The sequence below is a fragment of the Sphaerisporangium dianthi genome (assembly GCF_042654065.1).
GTDB classification, from domain to species: Bacteria; Actinomycetota; Actinomycetes; order Streptosporangiales; family Streptosporangiaceae; genus Sphaerisporangium; species Sphaerisporangium dianthi.
Window position 1 is genome coordinate 36,425 of the sequence record NZ_JBHSFP010000026.1, and the last position, 16,830, is coordinate 53,254.

The following is a 16,830-nucleotide window of genomic DNA, read 5'->3' on the forward strand; positions in this document are numbered from 1 at the left end:
TGATCGGGCGGCCGCCACCGCAGCCCCGCCCTGGAGCCGATGACGGGTGAGGAAGCGCCCTGTGCCCCGCCTCGCGTCCCGGCGCGAGGCGGGGCGGCCGGGACGCGGGGCGGGGGCCCGTCGGCGGGCGTCAGTGCTGCCAGCTCCAGTCGCGGACCTCGGCGATGTCCTCGCCGTACTCGCGGGTGTGGGCCCGGGCCCGCGCACGGGAGTCGACCATCTCCTGCCGCAGATGGCCGCAGCGCTCCGACAGGCCAGGGACGCGGTCGATGACGTCCATGACCAGGTGGTAGCGGTCGATGTCGTTCATCATCGCCATGTCGAAGGGCGTGGTGGTGGTGCCCTCCTCCTTGTATCCGCGCACGTGCAGGTTGTCGTGGCCGTGGCGCCGGTAGGTCAGGCGGTGGATCAGCCATGGATAGCCGTGGAAGTTGAAGATGACGGGCCTGTCGGCGGTGAACATGGCGTCGAAGGCGGTGTCGGTCAGGCCGTGAGGGTGCTCGGTGTCCGGCTGCAGCCGCATGAGGTCCACGACGTTGACCACCCGCACCTTCAGGTCGGGCAGGTGGCGGCGCAGCAGGTCGGCGGCGGCGAGCGTCTCCAGGGTGGGCACGTCGCCGGCGCAGGCCAGCACCACGTCCGGCTCCACGCCCTGGTCGTTGGAGGCCCACTGCAGGATGCCGAGCCCGCGGGTGCAGTGCAGGATCGCCTCGTCCATCGGCATCAGGTCGAGCACCGGCTGCTTGCCGGCGACCACGACGTTGACGTAGTCGCGCGAGCGAAGGCAGTGGTCGGCGACCGACAACAGGGTGTTGGCGTCCGGCGGCAGGTAGACGCGCACCACGGTGGCCTTCTTGTTGACCACCACGTCCAGGAACCCGGGGTCCTGGTGGCTGAAGCCGTTGTGGTCCTGGCGCCAGACGTGCGAGCTGAGCAGGTAGTTCAGCGAGGCGATCGGACGCCGCCAGGGAATCTTGCGCGAGGCCTCCAGCCATTTGGCGTGCTGGTTGAACATCGCGTCGATGATGTGGATGAACGCCTCGTAGGAGGTGAACAGCCCGTGGCGCCCGGTGAGCAGGTAGCCCTCCAGCCAGCCCTGACACAGGTGCTCGCTCAGCACCTCCATCACCCGGCCCTCGGCGGCGATGTGGTCGTCGGTGGGCAGCCGCTCGGCGTTCCACACCCGGTCGGTGACCTCGAACGCCGCGCCCAGCCGGTTGGAGGCCACCTCGTCGGGGCCGAGCAGCCGGAAGTTGGCGGGGTTGGCGCTGATGATGTCGCGCACGAACTCGCCCAGCGTGCGGGTCGGCTCGGTGGTGGAGGTGGCCGGCGCCTTGACCTCGACGGCGTAGTCGCGGAAGTCGGGCAGCACCAGCGGGTCGAGCAGTTCGCCGCCGTTGGCGTGCGGGTTGGCGCTCATGCGGCGCGGCCCTTCGGGCACCAGGGCGCGCACCTCGGCCACCGGGCGGCCGTGCTCGTCGAACAGCTCCTCGGGCCGGTAGGAGCGCATCCATTGCTCCAGCTCGCCGAGCTTGCTCGGGTCGTCGCGGACCACGGCCAGCGGCACCTGGTGGGAGCGCCAGGTGCCCTCGACCGGCAGCCCGTCGACCTCCTTGGGGCCGGTCCAGCCCTTGGGCGTGCGCAGGATGATCATCGGCCAGCGCCTGTCGGCGCCCGCCTTCACCTCGGCGATCTGCTCGAAGACCGTGTCCAGGGTGTCGGCCATGAGCCGATGCATGACCGCCGGGTCGTCGCCCGCGACGATGTGGGGGCGGTAGCCGTAGCCTTCCATGAGCTTGATCAGCTCGGACTCGGGGATGCGCGCCAGCACCGTCGGGTTGGCGATCTTGTATCCGTTGAGGTGGAGGATCGGCAGGACGACGCCGTCCTTGGCCGGGTTGACGAACTTGTTGGAGTGCCAGCTGGCGGCCAGCGGGCCGGTCTCGGCCTCGCCGTCCCCGACGACGCACGCCACCACCAGATCGGGGTTGTCGAACGCGGCGCCGTAGGCGTGGGCCAGGGAGTAGCCGAGCTCGCCGCCCTCGTGGATGGAACCGGGCGTCTCGGGGGCCACGTGGCTGGGGATGCCGCCGGGGAAGGAGAACTGGCGGAACAGCCGGCGCATCCCGTTCTCGTCCTGGGAGACCTCGGGGTAGACCTCCGAGTACCTGCCCTCCAGCCAGGCGTGGGCGACGGCGGCCGGGCCGCCGTGCCCGGGGCCGGCGATGTAGATCATGTCCTGGTCGCGCTGCTTGATCACCCTGTTCAGGTGGGCGAAGACGAAGTTCAGGCCGGGGGTGGTGCCCCAGTGGCCGAGCAGGCGGGGCTTGATGTGCTCCGGCAGCAAAGGCTCACCGAGCAACGGGTTGTCGAGCAGGTAGATCTGCCCGACCGACAGGTAGTTGGCGGCACGCCAGAAAGCATCGACTCGCTCAAGCTCGCTCATGGATAAGAGCGTTCCCCGTCGCGGCCGGCGATTCCAGAGACCTTGGTCCCTAGCCCGCAGGGCCCTCCGCCGTGGCGTCCGCGAAGGAGAGCACGGCGGCGTCGGCGGAGGTGGCGATGCGGTCGAGAAGCCGGCGCAGGCCGCGCACCTCGGTCTCGGTCAGCCCGGTGGCGGCGAAGATGCGCGCGGGCACCCGCCCGGCCCGCTCGCGCAGCGCCGAGCCCGCGGAGGTGAGGACCACCCGCACCGACCGTTCGTCGAGCCGGTCGCGTTCGCGGCGCACCAGGCCCGCGGCCTCCAGCCGTTTCAGCAGCGGCGACAGGGTGCCCGAGTCGAGCCGTAGCGCGGAGCCGAGCTGTTTGACGGTGGGGGCGTGGCCGTCGGCGTGCGGGCGTTCCCACAGCGCCAGCATCAGCAGGTACTGGGGGTAGGTGAGGCCGAGGCCGGCGAGCTCGCGCCGGTAGACGCCGTCCAGCGCGCGGCAGGCGGCGTGCATGGCGAAGCAGACCTGATCGTCCAGTCGCGGCGGCTCTTCCCACATGGCGTCCAGTGTACAACTTGACTGCACACAATTAAATTGTGCACAATTCAATTGTCTCCATCGAAGGGAAGCGCCATGAGCACCGTCCTGTACACCGCCGTCGCCACCGCCTCCGGCAGGGAGGGCCGCGCGGTCTCCTCCGACGGCCTGCTGGACGTCACCCTCGCGCCGCCCAAGACGCTCGGGGGCACCGGCGAGGGCACCAACCCCGAGCAGCTGTTCGCCGCCGGGTATGCCGCCTGCTTCTCCAGCGCCCTCGGCGAGGTCGCGCGGCGGACGAAGCTCGACGTCTCGCACGCGGCCGTCACCGCCGAGGTCGGGCTGGTCCAGGGCGAGGACCGCGCGTTCGGCCTCACCGTCACGCTGCGGGTGGAGCTGCCCGACGAGCTGCAGGGCGAGCAGGGCCGCGCCCTGGTGGAGGCCGCCCACCAGGTGTGCCCCTATTCGAACGCCACCCGGGGCAACATCCCGGTCGAGCTGGTCGTCGAGTAGGCCCGGCCGCCGGGCGCGCCGTCCTCCCGCCCCGCCCGGCGCGCCCTCCCCCGGCCTGCCCCCCGGCGAACGGGAAGCCTGGAGGCGGGAGGCGCGGAAAATGCGTTGCGGAACTGTCGGGGGACTTGGCTAGGGTTCTGCCTCGTGTCGCAACAACCTCTGATCTTTGCGCGTGGCCTGGTGAAACGCTTCGGCGACTTCACCGCGGTGGACGGCATCGACCTGTCGGTGGCGCCCGGCGAGGCGTTCGGCTTCCTCGGCCCCAACGGCGCCGGCAAGTCCTCCACGATGCGCATGATCAGCGGCGTGTCGCTGCCGACGGCGGGCGAGCTTCGCATCCTCGGCATGGACCCCTCCCGCGACGGCGCCCGCATCCGCGGGCGGCTCGGCGTCTGCCCCCAGCTGGACAACCTCGACCCCGACCTGAGCGTGCGCGAGAACCTCACCGTCTACGCCCGCTATTTCGGCATCGGCCGGCACGAGGCGCACCGCCGGGCGGACGAGCTGCTGGAGTTCGTGCGGCTGGCCGACCGCGCCGGCAGCAAGGTCGAACCACTGTCGGGCGGCATGAAGCGCCGGCTCACCATCGCCAGGGCCATGGTCAACGACCCCGACATCATCCTGCTCGACGAACCCACCACCGGCCTCGACCCGCAGGCCCGCCATCTGCTGTGGGAGCGGCTGTTCCAGCTCAAGCGGCGCGGCACCACCCTGGTGCTCACCACCCACTACATGGACGAGGCCGAACAGCTGTGCGACCGGCTGGTCGTGATGGACGGCGGCCGCATCGTCGCCGAGGGCTCGCCGCGCTCGCTCATCCAGACCTACTCCACCCCCGAGGTGGTCGAACTGCGCTTCGGCGACGAGCGCCCCGCCGACCTGGCGGCCAAGCTGACCGGCATCGGCGAGCGCGTCGACCCGCTGCCCGACCGCCTGCTGGTGTACACGGCCGACGGCGACGCCGCCACCGCCGAGGTGCACCGGCGCGGGCTCACCCCCTCCAGCGTGCTGGTGCGCCGCTCCACCCTGGAGGACGTCTTCCTGCACCTCACCGGCCGGACGCTGGTCGACTGATGGCTTCGCTCACCGGCCAGGTCTCGGCCCGCTCGACGCTCGCGGTGCTGGAGCGCGCCCTCGTTCTGTACCGCCGGCTGTGGACCGCCTCGGCGTTCTCCTCCTTCGGGCTGCCCGTGCTGTTCCTGCTCAGCATCGGCCTGGGCGTCGGCGGGTACGTCGGCCGCATCGACGGAGCCGACTACCTGTCATGGATCGTCCCGGGCGTGCTGGCCTCGACCGCCTTCCAGATGTCGATCGGCGAGTGCACCTACCACGTCCTCGGCGACTTCAAATGGGCACGCGCCTACCACGCCATGCGCGCCACCCCCGTCCAGATCGGCGACATGGTCTGCGGCTGGCTGCTGTACATCCTGATCCGCGCCGAGGTCGGGGTGCTGGTGTTCCTGGCCGTCACCTCGCTGTTCGGCGCGCTGCACTCGCCGTGGGCGCTGGTCACGCCGCTGGTGTGCGCGCTGGTCGCCCTGGCCGCCGCCGCCCCCACGATGGCCTTCGCGGCCGGCGTCGACAACGACGGCTACTTCGCCCTGGTGTTCCGCTTCGTGATGATCCCCGCCTCGCTGTTCAGCGGGGTGTTCTTTCCCGTGGAACAGATGCCCGCCCTCGCCCGGCCGCTGGCCTACCTGTCGCCGCTGTGGCACGGCGTCGAACTCAACCGCTCGGCCACGCTCGGCACCGCACCATCCTGGCCGGTCGCCGCGCACGTCGCCTACCTGCTGGCCTTCGCCGCGGCGGGCACACTGTGGGCCTTCCACGCCTTCCGCAAGCGACTCCAGGACTGACACATGGTGACCACGATGATCGCCGCCCGGGTGGCCCCCGCCCGGGTCGGCGCGGTGATCGGCCGCAACCTCGGGGCGCTGCGCTCGGGCCCCGCCTACTGGCTGGTGCTGCTGTCGGGCTTCTTCGAGCCGCTGCTGTACCTGCTGTCCATCGGCGTCGGCGTCGGCGCGCTGGTCGGCGACCTCCCGGTGGGCGGGCGGTCCCTGCCGTACGCCGCCTACGTCGCCCCGGCCATGCTGGCGGTCTCGGCGATGTCGGGCGCGCTGGCCGAGACCACGTTCAACTTCTTCCACAAGATGAAGTACCAGAAGACCTTCGACGCCATTCTCGCCACGCCGGTGCGGCCGCTCGAGCTCGCGCTCGGCGAGCTCGGCTGGGCCATGATCCGCGGGTCGCTGTACACCGGCGCGTTCGTCCTGATCATGGCGGCGCTCGGTCTGACCGAGCCGCTGTGGGCGCTGGCCGCCTTTGCCGCGACGATCCTGGTCGGGCTGGCGTTCGGCGCCGCCGGCATGGCGGTCAGCACGCTGATGCGCGGCTGGCAGGATTTCGACCTGCTGACGACCGGGCAGTTCGCCCTGTTCCTGTTCTCCGGCACCTTCTCCCCCGTCGGCGACTACCCGGCGGCCATGCAGGTGTTCGTCCAGCTCACCCCGCTGTACCACGCGGTCGAGCTGGTCCGGGGCCTGTCCATCGGCGACCCGCGCTGGGGTCTGCTCGCGCACGTCGCCTACCTGCTGGTCATGGTCGCAGGCGGCCTGTGGTTCGCCTCCCGCCGCCTCCAGCGCGTCCTTTGCGTCTGACCCGCCTCCCTCCCGGCGCGAGCAGGACGCGAGTCCCCACCGGTCCGCGAGGCGAGGTGCCGGCCGCGGAGCCCGGGCCATATGAGTGGAGCGGTAGCACGGTTGAGTGCCACCGCATGGTCTGTCCGGCGGCGCTGGTCCGCGGTGCCCGCCCGGCAGTGCGGATGAGTCCTGCTCCGGGGCGGGAACTACGCGTCCTTCTCGTCCCGCCGGCCGCCGGGTTCGGGATGGTAGCCGTAAGCGGCGGCCCGCACCGTCTCCTCGTCCTCCAGCCCGGAGCCGATCGTGCCGCCGACGGTGGCCAGCGAGCTGATGATCCAGGCCAGTATCAGGTAGTCGGTGAAATCGACCGGCCGCTGCAGGGTCTGTTCCAGCACGGATGTGTCGATCAGCAGCGCTGCTGCGAGTATCGTTCCGGCGAACAGCACCAGATAGGACACCGCGGTGGCCAGGCTCAGGGTGAGGACCGTGCCCAGGTTGAACAGCCGGGCCAGCTCAGCGGGTGTCTCCTGGTCCGGTCTCTTCCATAGGTCGTGCGCGACGATCAGCCAGGCCACCAGCGCGGTCAGCCCGAGGAACATGATCACGGTGAGGCGGAGCCCGCCGAGCGCATCGCCCATCTGCCAGATGGTGTCGGTGGTGAGCGCTAACGCGGCCGTGCCGAAGGCGCCGACCAGCAGTTTGGACAGGCCCAGCAGGGCGCGCCCCGGGCGGTTGGCCCGGACCATTCCGATCACCAGCCGCACCCGGCCGATCAGCCGCGAGGCGATGTAGATCACTTCCCCGGCGTCAGCCTCGCCGACCACGCGGTGAATGGCGGCAACCTGGCCGACCAGCTCGGCCGGTGCCCAGGCGGCCGGCGGCACCCGCTCCTCGGAAGCGTCGGTGAGCAGCCGGCCCACCAGACCCGGAACGGCTGCGCGGACCGCTCGCAGCTGGCGCAGCCCCAGCGCGGGCAAGGACACCATCGCGACTCGGCGCCGGGCGGACGTCTGCCCGACCAGCGGCATCCGCTGGGTGTGCAGCGGCAGGTCGGTCAGGCAGATCGCGACGTCCCACCGGGCGTCGGCGCGCCGGCGGGCGAGATCGTCGAGTAGCGCCTCAACGCCGCCGTCGCGGCGCGGAGCCACTTCACCCCAGCCTTCCCGGACGGTCCACCGCACGTCCGCTGCCACCCGCTCGGCGAGCCGGTCGGCCAGCTCGGCGGCGAGCCGCGCGACCACCTGGGCCGGGTAGTCCGGCGGGGTCGCCACGAGTCCGACGACGATCTCCGGCAGACGCTGATCACTGGTGGCCATTGGCGCTCCTCTGCCGGTCGCCGGGCGAAACCCCGGCACTGACTACCCGCAGTCGCGTTATATATGCGTAGTGTATCGAGTCGTGCTCTCATGGCCGTGAAACAGCCGGCCACGCGCCTCGCCGTTCGGCGCGGTCGCCGAGGTGGGCGGGGCGCGTGGCCATGGCGGGTAGCCTGCGGCTCGATCTCCAGGTTGATGTCGCGCGGGTCCGCGAGCGGCCGTTGGGGATCAGTTCCACCACCAGGACGCCCGGTTGATCGCCGATGTGAGACCGTCCCTCGGGCGCGGTGCCGGCGGGCGGCCCGGAGCCGTCGGCGGACCACCGTCGGCGGAGTGACCGACGGGTGTCCGTGGAGTCGCCCGGTACCACGCCGCACGGGTGGCGACATCGAATTCTCAGTCGCCGGGCGACGGCCGTCCCTCGGCTGCGGATGTCGAGCGATCGTCGAAGAGGAGTTCGCCACCAAGCTGGCTGTACAGCTCGAGTTGGTCGTAGTAGATCCGATGAGTGATGATCTTGTCGTTGCCGACGGAGCAGGTGCTGGTGCCGCGAACGGCGACAGGACGGCCGGTTCCGTCCAGCACACCCCCGCCGGGCAGTGCCAAAGGCCCGTCATGCGTGCCGGTGAGCATCCATTCGGTCACCGCGGGATCGGCGCAGGACACGGTGTGCCAGATCGTCATGCGCAGGTCCGGAAACCCTTTGAAGACCTCCTCGTAGAACGAGGCGATCTGGTCGTGTCCTTCCGCGACGCCCTCCGGGGTCACCAGGACCCCGTCCCGGCTGTGGCATTGAAGAACACGATCCAGATCGTGGGCGTTGAAGGCCTCGAGCAGCTTGTCCTTGAGCGCGTGAGCGTCGCCCATGGTCATCACCTCCTCGACAGGGCCCCTTCCGGCGTTGGACGCGCCATCACGGCGGCCGGCCTTCGCCCGGGGACGGCCGCCGTGAGGGCGTGCGCACCCGCGGTGGCGGCCTGGGCGTCGCGTGTCAGCTGAGCTCGCCTGGATGGATGACGACCTTGGTCCAGCCGAGATCCCGCCGGTCGAAGTGCTCGTAGCCGTCCGGTGCGTCGTCCAGGTTCAGTTCATGCGAGACGACCCAGGACGGCCGGGCCTTCCCTTCGTGGATGAGCGTGCAGAGCTGCCGGTTGTAGCGCTTCACGTTGCACTGGCCGTTGCCGATCATCTGGCCCTTGAACCAGAACATCCCGTAGTCGAAGGCGATCTCGCCCTGCTTGAAGAGATCGTCCGGGCTGCCGGGATCCGATGGGATGAAGACGCCGACGACGCCGATGGTCCCGGTGAACTTGACCGATTTGACGAGGTTGTTGAGCGTCATGTTGGGGTGCTCGTGCCCCTGTGGGTCGTGCGCCTGGTAGCCCACGCATTCGCAGCCCCGGTCGGCGCCCAGGCCCTTGGTGAGTTCCATGATCTGATCGACGGGGGGCGACTGGGAGTCGTCGATCGCGATCGCGCCGATCTCCTCGGCTTTGGCGAGCCGGTCGGGGTGGCGGTCGACGACCATCACCTTGCTCGCGCTCTTGAGCGTGGCGGAGTAGGCGGCCATCAGCCCGACGGGCCCCGCTCCGTAGATCACGACCGAGTCGCCCGCCTCTACCTGGGCGAGTTGAGTCGCGTGCCAGCCGGTGGGCCAGATGTCGGCGAGCATGACGTAGTCGTTCTGCTTCTCCTTCGCGTCGTCGGGAAGGAGGAGGCAGTTGAAGTCGCCGTAGGGCACGCGCAACAGCTCGGCCTGGCCGCCGCTGTAGGGCCCCATGTCCGCGAAGCCGTATGCCGCCCCGGCCATGCCCGGCTCGGGATTGGTGGTGAGGCAGTAGGCCGTCAGGCCCTTTTCGCAGTTGACGCAGAAGCCGCACGAGATGTTGAACGGGATGCAGACCACGTCGCCGACGCGGATGCGGTCGACGGCCGATCCGATCTCGACCACTTCGCCGAGGTTCTCGTGGCCGAGGACCCGGCCTGTCTCGAAGTCGGTCCGGCCTTCGTACATGTGCAGGTCCGACCCGCAGATGTTGGTCGTGGTGATGCGAACCAGGACATCGGTGGGCCGCTCGATGCGCGCGTCTGGGACGTTCTCGACATTGACCTGTCGAGGTCCGTTGTATACGACTGCTCTCATGATTTCCTCGCATGCGATTGTTTGCGAAGGATCGCCTTACCCGTCAGCGACGGGACGAAGGGTTCTGCGCCGTGCAGCAGGTCAACGGTCATGCCTCCTTCCTCGTTCGCTGTGACCGCGCCCTTGGCTGGACGCGGCGCCGAAGTCTCCGGGCGCCTGGGGCGGGCATCGGAGCTGATCGCCGAGGCCGTCCCGGCCGCCTCAGAGCAGCAGGTCGAACACGCCTATCGTGCGCTCCCACTGCTCCGTCGCGGGGTTCTTCAGCTCCGGATCCACGACCTTGAAAGTCCGAGCCAGTGCCACGGACAGGCCGCCGACGATCTCGGGCAGGCGGCCGGCGGTCTCCTCGCCGATCGACAGATCGAGCGGAGGCAGCATGGCGAGCTGCTCCAGGATGGGTTTCAGCTCGATGTCCTCATCCAGGAGGCGGAACCGGTGGATGCTCTCCTGGAGGCCCTTGGTGACGGGTAGATCCCAGGGTTCGATGATGTCGCGACGGTTCGCCTTGGCGTGGGCCTGGCCGATCACCAGAAGGTCGTGGACCTTGTCGTTCACGAAGTCGCTGTAGCGCCGCAGGTCGTCCTTGTCGACGTCGACACCCGCGGCACTGCGGAAAAGGCGTTCGAATCTCGGCACCGCCATGACAACCATGGAGGTCTCCTTCCTTCCGGCCCGCGATCACTCTCCAGCTTGGAGGTAGTCGTGGATCAGCCGTACGGCCATGGCGCCTTCACCGACCGCCGCGGCCACCCGCTTGACCGACCCGCTCCGCACGTCCCCGGCCGCGAAAATGCCCGCCCTGCTCGTCTCCAGTGGGAACGGCCGGCCGGCGGAGGCGGGCATGCCTTCCTTGCCCGACCGGGTGGCGTCCGCGCCCGTCAGTATGTAGCCCCGAGGGTCGAGCGCGATCTCGTCGGCCAGCCAGGCGGTGTAGGGCTCCGCGCCGATGAAGATGAACATCGCGCGGGCCTCGATCGTGGAACGCTCGCCGGCGCGGTTGTCCTCGGCGATGACCGCGGCGAGCCTCTCGTCCCCGATCAGCTCCCGGACCTCGGTGTTCAGCATGATCTGGATCCGGGGATGCCGTTCGATCTCAACGGCCAGGTAGCGGGACATGTTCCTGGACAGTGCGTCGTCCCGCACGAGCAGTCGGACGCAGGCGGCGTGCCGGGCCAGGAACAGGGCGGCCTGGCCGGCCGAGTTGCCTCCGCCCACGACGACGATCGGGTCCCGCTCGCACATCTGGGCTTCGAACATGGTCGCCGCGTAGTAGACGCTCGTGGGCTCGAATTTCTCCAGGTTCCCGATGTCGAGTCTGCGGTAGCGGACGCCGGTCGCGATGATCAGGGTGCGCGCGTGGATCGTGCCGCCCTCCCCTACGGTGACGATGTGGTCGCCCGCGTTCAGGTGCAGTCCGCATGCCTGCGCGGGGACGTAGAAACGCGCGCCGAACTTGCCGGCCTGGATCGCCGCCCGTTCTGCCAGCTCACCGCCGGAGATCCCGGACGGGAAGCCGAGGTAGTTCTCGATCCGTGAGGAGGTGCCCGCCTGGCCGCCCGTCGCGACATTGTCCAAAATCATCGTCGCGAGGCCCTCCGACGCCCCGTAGACCGCCGCGGCCAGCCCCGCCGGCCCGGCGCCGATGACGAGCAGGTCGCATTGGGTCTCCTGTACCCGTGGTGCGGACAGCCCGATCGCCCGGGCAAGCTCCGCGTTGCTCGGGTTGCGGAGCACCGTCTCGCCACGCGAGATCACGACCGGGGTCTCCTCGGGAGTGACGCCCATGCTCCGCAGGAACCGCTCTGCCTCCTGGTCCTGCTCCAGGTCGATCCACCGGTGCGGCAGCCGGTTGCGTGCCGCGAACTCGCGCAGCCGCCGGAAATCGGCCGAGAAGCGGGAGCCGATGATGCGGAAGCCGGCCCCCAGTCCGATGAGCATCGTGCGGCGGATGAGGTAGGCCCGCAGGATGAGGTCGCCGATCGCCGGATCATCGGCGACCAGGCGGCGGAGCGCGTCCGCCGGCACGGCGAGGACCTCGCCGTCCTCGGCCACCACGCCGGTGACGAAGCCCACCTGGCCGGTGAGCACGTTGAGCTCTCCCAGGAACCGGCCTGCCCCGTGGACGCCGATCACCTGGTCCTCGACTCCGAATCCCTCGACCGTCGCCACCTTTCCGGCCAGGACCGCGAAGAATTCGGTGCACGGAAGGCCCTCCGCGTAAAGGACCTCATCCTGGCGGACCCGGCGCCGCTCGCCGTGCGGGGCCAGCGCCTGGAGCTGCGCGTCGCTCAGCCGCGGGTAGGCCCCCTGCGGGTCCGGCGTCTCGCAGAGCTCAGGCGGCCAGCGCATCGTCCACCCATTCGCGTAGAGCGGGAGCCGGCGCCGCGCCCGATCGCCGGGTGACGACCCGGCCCTGATCGATCACGACAAGCGTCGGGATGGCCTGCACGGCGAAGCGTTCCGACAGCCGGGGCGCTTCGTCCACGTTCACCTTCACCAGCTTCATCCGGCCGGCAAGATCGGCCGCGACCTGCTCCAGCGCCGGGCTGACCATGCGGCAGGGGCCGCACCAGGGTGCCCAGAAGTCGACGACCACCGGGATCCGGGCCGCCTCGACGACCTCGCTGAAGTCCTCGTCCCACGCCTCGGTGACCCAGGCAAGGGGTTGATGGCAGTCACCGCACTGCGGGATCCCCGAAGCGGCCCTGGGCAGCCGGTTCTTCCGCCCGCATTTCGAGCATCGAACGATGCTCGCGTCCTTGGTCTGGGACCGCATGGTCAGACCCCCGAGTTCTCATATGTCACCGAGAGCGCCGCCGGCCTATCCCGGCATCGATGACCGCCCCGTCAAGGGCGTCGCCGGCGACGATCCACCGGCCTTGGCGGCCGCTCAGCGACGAACCGCTGCTCAGCCTCGTCCACTTACCAAGCTAGCCCCGCCGCCGAAGGCGCTTCGCAGCACCCCCGCGACACCGACCGGCGGCAGCGAAGCTCGCTTTCGGGTCGGGCCCGGATGTCCATGACCGCGCCGCCACCCAGGCGACGAACTCGGCTCGACCGAGCCCACGTTCTGCGGCGGAGGAGTCTGAACCGGCCCGGGGACGCGGCGGAATGACCAAGAGGGCATCTGATCTTGTTTCGCAATGATCTGTCCGTATCGGAGGAGCGGCCGAGTCGTTGATCATCCATGGATTCCGGCGCGCCTACCGCAGTGCCTGTCCGATGACCGGTGGGCGTTGATCGAGCCGACGTTGACGGCGGCGTCCGGCGCACGATCATCGGGAGGCAACCACGGTTGACCAGCACCAAATAGTCAACTACGGTTGCTCCATGTCGGCAGAAGACGTATCCACGCCCCACGACCCCGCCGACGCCCTGGCCGCCGTGGCGGCGCTGCGGCGCCTGGCCGATCATCTGGAGGACGCGGCCGTAGAGCAGGCCATGCGCGCGGGCTGGAGCTGGCCGGACGTCGCCGAGGCGCTCGGCGTCACCCGTCAGGCGGTCCACAAGAAGCACGTCAAACGGCTCATCGCCGCGGGCGTGAAGCTGAGGAGACGACAGTGAGCGCAATGGACCACTACATCAACGACGTCGTCACGCGCGGAGCGGCCGAGGCGCTGGAGGACGGCTCCGCGGCGACCGAGGCCCACCACCTCCTGCTGGCGATCGCCGCTCACCAAGGCACCGCCGCGCACCGCGTCCTGACCGCGGCGCGCCTCGGGAGGCAGGAGATCAGGCAGGCCCTGGACCGGGAGTTCGAGCACAGCCTGAGCGCCGTCGGCGTATCCCTCACCGCCTACGACCTCCCGAAGCCGAGCCGGGACACCGGGAACCCGCCGAAGCCCGGGGCGTCGGCCCGGCTCGCGGTCGAACGCGGCTTCGCCGCCGCCACCGGCAAGAAGGATCTGCGCCCCGCCCACCTGCTGCTCGGCATCCTGGAGACCGAGATCGGCACCGTCCCCCGCGCGCTCGCCCTGGCCGGCGTCGACCGGGCCGGCCTGATGGCGCGGGTCCGGGAAACCCTCGAACGCGAACAGTGGTGAGGGCCCCGAACTCCTGCAGCCACGGCGAGAGGCCGAGTTGCGGGTAGCGGTGAGCTGTCTTGCGGGTTCATCGCGTAGTGGTTGTAAACAGATCAAACCGGCGTAGAACGTCCTGGCTCCCCTTGATCCTGGGCGGGGGCCGGCGGACCGGCCTGGGTCGGCGGTCGCGTTGTGCGCGTCGCCGTGGCCGGGGTTCGTCCCGGACAAGGTGTCGTCGGCGCCGCCGGTTGCGGTGGCCGGGCCGGCCACACGGCTGGGCGTCGATCCAGGCGAGTCACGGTCCTACGGCCTGGCGGGCAAGTCGAGGCGTAGCCGACAGTTCCGATGCCCAGGGTGGGGCAGGGAACTCGTCGTCATGTGAAGGCCCGTCGCTACCTCTGCTCCGGAGTCAGGACGTGTCGGGTCCGGTCCCCGATCCAGGCCGCTTCGAGGATCGCGGTCAGGCTGGCGGTGTCGGTCGGGCCTGGATGGTTCTGGATCAGGCGGGTGACGCCGCCGGCCATCTCCGCGAAGCGCGGGAGGTCGGCGCGCGCCACGCCGATGTCCGCCAAGGTGGCAGGGATGCCGATCTCGGCAAGGAGCCCGTCGAGCCAGGTGAGGAACGTATCTGCGGCCTCGGCATCCGAGGCGTCGGTCACGTCGAGCCCGCACACCCCGGCGAGGATGGCCAACCGGTCGGCGATGGCATCCCTGGCCGCGTCCAGCGCGTAGGGCAGCAGCAGCCCGACGCCCAGGCCGTGCGGTGTGTGGGTGGCCGCGCCGATGGGGTACTGGAGGGCGTGCGGAGCCGCGTTGCCCGCGTGGGAGAATGCGAGCCCGGCCAGCATGGACCCATAGGACATGTCCGCGCGCGCGTCCTTGTCGCCTCCGTCCCTGACGACATGGGGCAAGCTGCGGGCGATCCGCTCCGCGGCCAGGAGCGCGTAGTGATCGGTGATCGGGTTGCGGCCGAGGAAGACCTGCTCCACCGGGTCGCGCGGTCCGTGGGCCCGGGGTCGCGCGGTGTAGCTCTCCACCGCGTGACAGAACGCGTCGATGCCGGAGTGGGCGGTGACGGTCGCAGGGCAGGTGTAGGTGAGCTCGGGGTCGACGATGGCGAAGTCGGGCACGATGTGGACGCTGGAGACCCCCACCTTCAGAGCGCGGTCCGGGTCGGTCAGCACCGAGACGGGCGTGAGCTCGGAGCCGGTGCCTGACGTCGTCGGGACCGCGACGAGAGGAATCGTCGGCCCCGGCACCTTCGACTCGCCGTAGAAGTCGCGCGGCGTCCCGCCGTGGCGCCGGATGACGCCGACGATTTTGGCGAGGTCGATCACCGTGCCACCCCCGATGGCGAGGATCACGTCGGCGTCCACCTCTGCGGCGACCGAGACGGCCAGGGTGACATCGGCGAGTGGCACGTCCGGAGTCGCGTCGGCGAACACCCCGACGACGTCGACCTTCTCCCGCACGGCGGCCACGATCTCGGCCACGCCCGGCTGCCCCAGAAGAACCCGGTCGGTCACGATGAGGACTCGCGAGCCACACTCGGCCACCACTCGTGGGATGTTCTGCGCGACCCCTTCGCCCACTATCAGCTGGCGTGGTCCGCGGACGGTCTCAAGCATGTCAGTGCCTCTCTGGAACGTCGGCGGTGATGTGCTGGGCGGACGTCCAGGTCACCTGCGAGACCGGGACGGCGTCGGCAAGGTCGTCCGCCCGGTGGCGCAGGCGCGCGCCGGGCGCCCGGAGCAGCAGGCCGGTCACGGCAGGTCGATCGCCGCGTAGGTGACGTCGAGGTACTCAAGGATGCCCTCGTGCGACCCCTCCTTGCCGATCCCGGACTGCTTCACGCCTCCGAACGGAGCCGACGGGTCGGAGATCAGACCACGGTTGATGCCGATCATCCCCGTCTCCAGCCCCTCGGCGAACCGGAGCGCCCGCTGGAGGTCACGGGTGAAGACGTATCCGACCAGGCCGTGCTCGGTGTCGTTGGCCTTCGCCATCACCTCCTTGTCGGACGTGAACGAGATGATGGGCGCCACCGGGCCGAAGATCTCCGCTTCCAGCATCCGCGCGTCTTCGGGCACGTCGACGAGGACCGTAGGCGGGTAGAAGTGGCCCGGCCCATCCGGACGCTCGCCGCCCACCAGGACACGGGCGCCGCGATCGACCGCGTCGGCGACGAGCTCGTCGATCTTGGTGACCGAGGCCTCGTCGATCAACGCCCCGACGTCCACGCCGTCGTCGAGACCATGGCCCACCGAGAGCGCGCCCATCCGCTCGGCGAAGCGCGCCGTGAACTCCTCGCGCACCGGCTCCTCGACGTAGATTCGGTTGGCCGCGATGCAGGACTCCCCGATGTTGCGCATCTTGGCCACCATGGCACCGTCGAGCGCGACGTCCAGGTCCGCGTCGGCGCACACGATCAGGGCCGCGTTGCCGCCCAGTTCCATGGAGGTGCGCAGCACGTTGTCCGCCGCCTGTCGTAGCAGCACGCGCCCGACCTCGGTCGACCCGGTGAACGAAAGCTTGCGGGTCCGACGGTCGGCAAGCAGTGCCGAGACCACCTCGCCGGCACGCTCGGTCGTCACGACGTTGACGACGCCCGGGGGAACGCCGGCCTCCTCCATGACGCGGGCCAGCAGCAGCATGGTGAGTGGCGTCTGGGATGCCGGCTTGGTGATCGTCGTGCAGCCCGCCGCCAGCGCGGGAGCGATCTTGCGGGCACCCATGGCCAACGGAAAGTTCCAGGGCGTCACGAAGACGCACGGTCCGACCGGCTTCGGCACGGTGAGGATGCGATACCCACCTGCGGGAGCGGTGTTGTAGCGCCCCTCGACGCGCACCGCCTCCTCGGCGAACCAGCGGAAGAACTCGGCGCCGTAGGCCACCTCTGCCCGAGCCTCGGCGAGCGGCTTGCCCATCTCGAGCGTTATCAGCCGGGCGACCTCCTCGGATCGCTCGGTCAGTGCCCGGTACGTCGCGGTCAACAGCTCTGATCGTTTCCGCGGCGGGGTCGCCGCCCACTCCGCCATTGCCTTGCTCGCCGCGTCCAGAGCGGCGAGCCCGTCAACGACGTCGGCGTTCGCCACCTCGGCGATGGTCTTGCCGGTGGCCGGGTCCTCGACGGCGAAGGTGGCTCCGCCGGCGGCGTCGCGCCAGGCGTCGCCGATCCGGAGCCGCCGGTGCTCGGGGGCCAGGACGTTCATCGGGTCACTCATCGCG

17 protein-coding genes are annotated in these 16,830 nt (G+C 70.1%); 7 read left to right on the forward strand and 10 right to left on the reverse strand.

The window, feature by feature from the left end:
- Window positions 1-130: 130 nt before the first annotated feature.
- Window positions 131-2,506, reverse strand: a complete 2,376-nt coding sequence (locus ACFO60_RS29255) for a phosphoketolase family protein (RefSeq protein WP_380846655.1) — start codon at window positions 2,504-2,506, stop codon at window positions 131-133.
- Entirely contained in the window at window positions 2,496-2,987 is a 492-nt protein-coding gene (locus ACFO60_RS29260) for a MarR family winged helix-turn-helix transcriptional regulator (RefSeq protein ID WP_380846364.1), read from the reverse strand. Before ACFO60_RS29260 ends, ACFO60_RS29255 begins: the two co-directional genes overlap by 11 nt.
- A 75-nt stretch (window positions 2,988-3,062) precedes the next feature.
- Between ACFO60_RS29260 and ACFO60_RS29265 the strand changes: the two genes are divergently transcribed.
- The 4 genes from ACFO60_RS29265 (at window position 3,063) to ACFO60_RS29280 (ending at window position 6,139) form a co-directional block, all read left to right on the forward strand.
- Window positions 3,063-3,479, forward strand: coding sequence for an organic hydroperoxide resistance protein (locus tag ACFO60_RS29265; RefSeq protein WP_380846367.1), 417 nt, complete (start codon window positions 3,063-3,065; stop codon window positions 3,477-3,479).
- A gap of 180 nt (window positions 3,480-3,659) precedes the next feature.
- Window positions 3,660-4,553, forward strand: a complete 894-nt coding sequence (locus ACFO60_RS29270) for an ABC transporter ATP-binding protein (protein ID WP_380846370.1) — start codon at window positions 3,660-3,662, stop codon at window positions 4,551-4,553.
- The gene (locus tag ACFO60_RS29275) at window positions 4,553-5,335 is read left to right on the forward strand and encodes an ABC transporter permease (RefSeq protein WP_380846373.1); all 783 of its coding nucleotides are present in this window, start codon (window positions 4,553-4,555) and stop codon (window positions 5,333-5,335) included. Before ACFO60_RS29270 ends, ACFO60_RS29275 begins: the two co-directional genes overlap by 1 nt.
- Before the next feature lie 3 nt (window positions 5,336-5,338).
- The gene (locus ACFO60_RS29280) at window positions 5,339-6,139 is read left to right on the forward strand and encodes an ABC transporter permease (protein ID WP_380846376.1); all 801 of its coding nucleotides are present in this window, start codon (window positions 5,339-5,341) and stop codon (window positions 6,137-6,139) included.
- A 188-nt stretch (window positions 6,140-6,327) separates the two neighbouring features.
- On the opposite strand, the gene ACFO60_RS29285 is transcribed toward ACFO60_RS29280, so the two are convergent.
- From ACFO60_RS29285 to trxA, 6 genes are all read right to left on the reverse strand, one after another.
- Entirely contained in the window at window positions 6,328-7,437 is a 1,110-nt protein-coding gene (locus tag ACFO60_RS29285) for a DUF2267 domain-containing protein (protein WP_380846379.1), read from the reverse strand.
- Window positions 7,438-7,833: 396 nt separating this feature from the next.
- Window positions 7,834-8,310 carry an ester cyclase gene (locus ACFO60_RS29290; protein ID WP_380846382.1) on the reverse strand — a complete coding sequence of 159 codons (477 nt, stop codon included), beginning with the start codon at window positions 8,308-8,310 and terminating at the stop codon, window positions 7,834-7,836.
- A 118-nt stretch (window positions 8,311-8,428) separates the two neighbouring features.
- Window positions 8,429-9,580, reverse strand: a complete 1,152-nt coding sequence (locus tag ACFO60_RS29295) for a glutathione-independent formaldehyde dehydrogenase (protein WP_380846385.1) — start codon at window positions 9,578-9,580, stop codon at window positions 8,429-8,431.
- A gap of 201 nt (window positions 9,581-9,781) precedes the next feature.
- The gene (locus ACFO60_RS29300; RefSeq protein ID WP_380846388.1) at window positions 9,782-10,231 is read right to left on the reverse strand and encodes a DUF1931 family protein; all 450 of its coding nucleotides are present in this window, start codon (window positions 10,229-10,231) and stop codon (window positions 9,782-9,784) included.
- A 27-nt stretch (window positions 10,232-10,258) separates the two neighbouring features.
- Window positions 10,259-11,929 carry an FAD-dependent oxidoreductase gene (locus ACFO60_RS29305; protein WP_380846390.1) on the reverse strand — a complete coding sequence of 557 codons (1,671 nt, stop codon included), beginning with the start codon at window positions 11,927-11,929 and terminating at the stop codon, window positions 10,259-10,261.
- Window positions 11,913-12,356 (reverse strand): thioredoxin, encoded by a 444-nt coding sequence (gene trxA, locus ACFO60_RS29310; RefSeq protein ID WP_380846393.1) that lies wholly within the window; start codon window positions 12,354-12,356, stop codon window positions 11,913-11,915. Before trxA ends, ACFO60_RS29305 begins: the two co-directional genes overlap by 17 nt.
- A 554-nt stretch (window positions 12,357-12,910) precedes the next feature.
- Between trxA and ACFO60_RS29315 the strand changes: the two genes are divergently transcribed.
- Together ACFO60_RS29315 and ACFO60_RS29320 are read left to right on the forward strand one after the other, a co-directional pair.
- The gene (locus ACFO60_RS29315) at window positions 12,911-13,144 is read left to right on the forward strand and encodes a winged helix-turn-helix domain-containing protein (RefSeq protein ID WP_380846396.1); all 234 of its coding nucleotides are present in this window, start codon (window positions 12,911-12,913) and stop codon (window positions 13,142-13,144) included.
- Window positions 13,141-13,623 carry a hypothetical protein gene (locus ACFO60_RS29320; protein WP_465269891.1) on the forward strand — a complete coding sequence of 161 codons (483 nt, stop codon included), beginning with the start codon at window positions 13,141-13,143 and terminating at the stop codon, window positions 13,621-13,623. Before ACFO60_RS29315 ends, ACFO60_RS29320 begins: the two co-directional genes overlap by 4 nt.
- A gap of 371 nt (window positions 13,624-13,994) precedes the next feature.
- On the opposite strand, the gene ACFO60_RS29325 is transcribed toward ACFO60_RS29320, so the two are convergent.
- Window positions 13,995-15,230 carry an iron-containing alcohol dehydrogenase gene (locus ACFO60_RS29325; RefSeq protein ID WP_380846399.1) on the reverse strand — a complete coding sequence of 412 codons (1,236 nt, stop codon included), beginning with the start codon at window positions 15,228-15,230 and terminating at the stop codon, window positions 13,995-13,997.
- Between ACFO60_RS29325 and ACFO60_RS29330 the strand changes: the two genes are divergently transcribed.
- Window positions 15,229-15,390 carry a hypothetical protein gene (locus tag ACFO60_RS29330; protein ID WP_380846402.1) on the forward strand — a complete coding sequence of 54 codons (162 nt, stop codon included), beginning with the start codon at window positions 15,229-15,231 and terminating at the stop codon, window positions 15,388-15,390. The genes ACFO60_RS29325 and ACFO60_RS29330 overlap by 2 nt on opposite strands.
- On the opposite strand, the gene ACFO60_RS29335 is transcribed toward ACFO60_RS29330, so the two are convergent.
- A complete protein-coding gene (locus tag ACFO60_RS29335) occupies window positions 15,366-16,826 on the reverse strand; it encodes an NAD-dependent succinate-semialdehyde dehydrogenase (protein WP_380846405.1) in 1,461 nt (486 codons plus the stop codon). The two genes, ACFO60_RS29330 and ACFO60_RS29335, sit on opposite strands and share 25 nt — an antisense overlap.
- Window positions 16,827-16,830 lie beyond the last annotated feature (4 nt).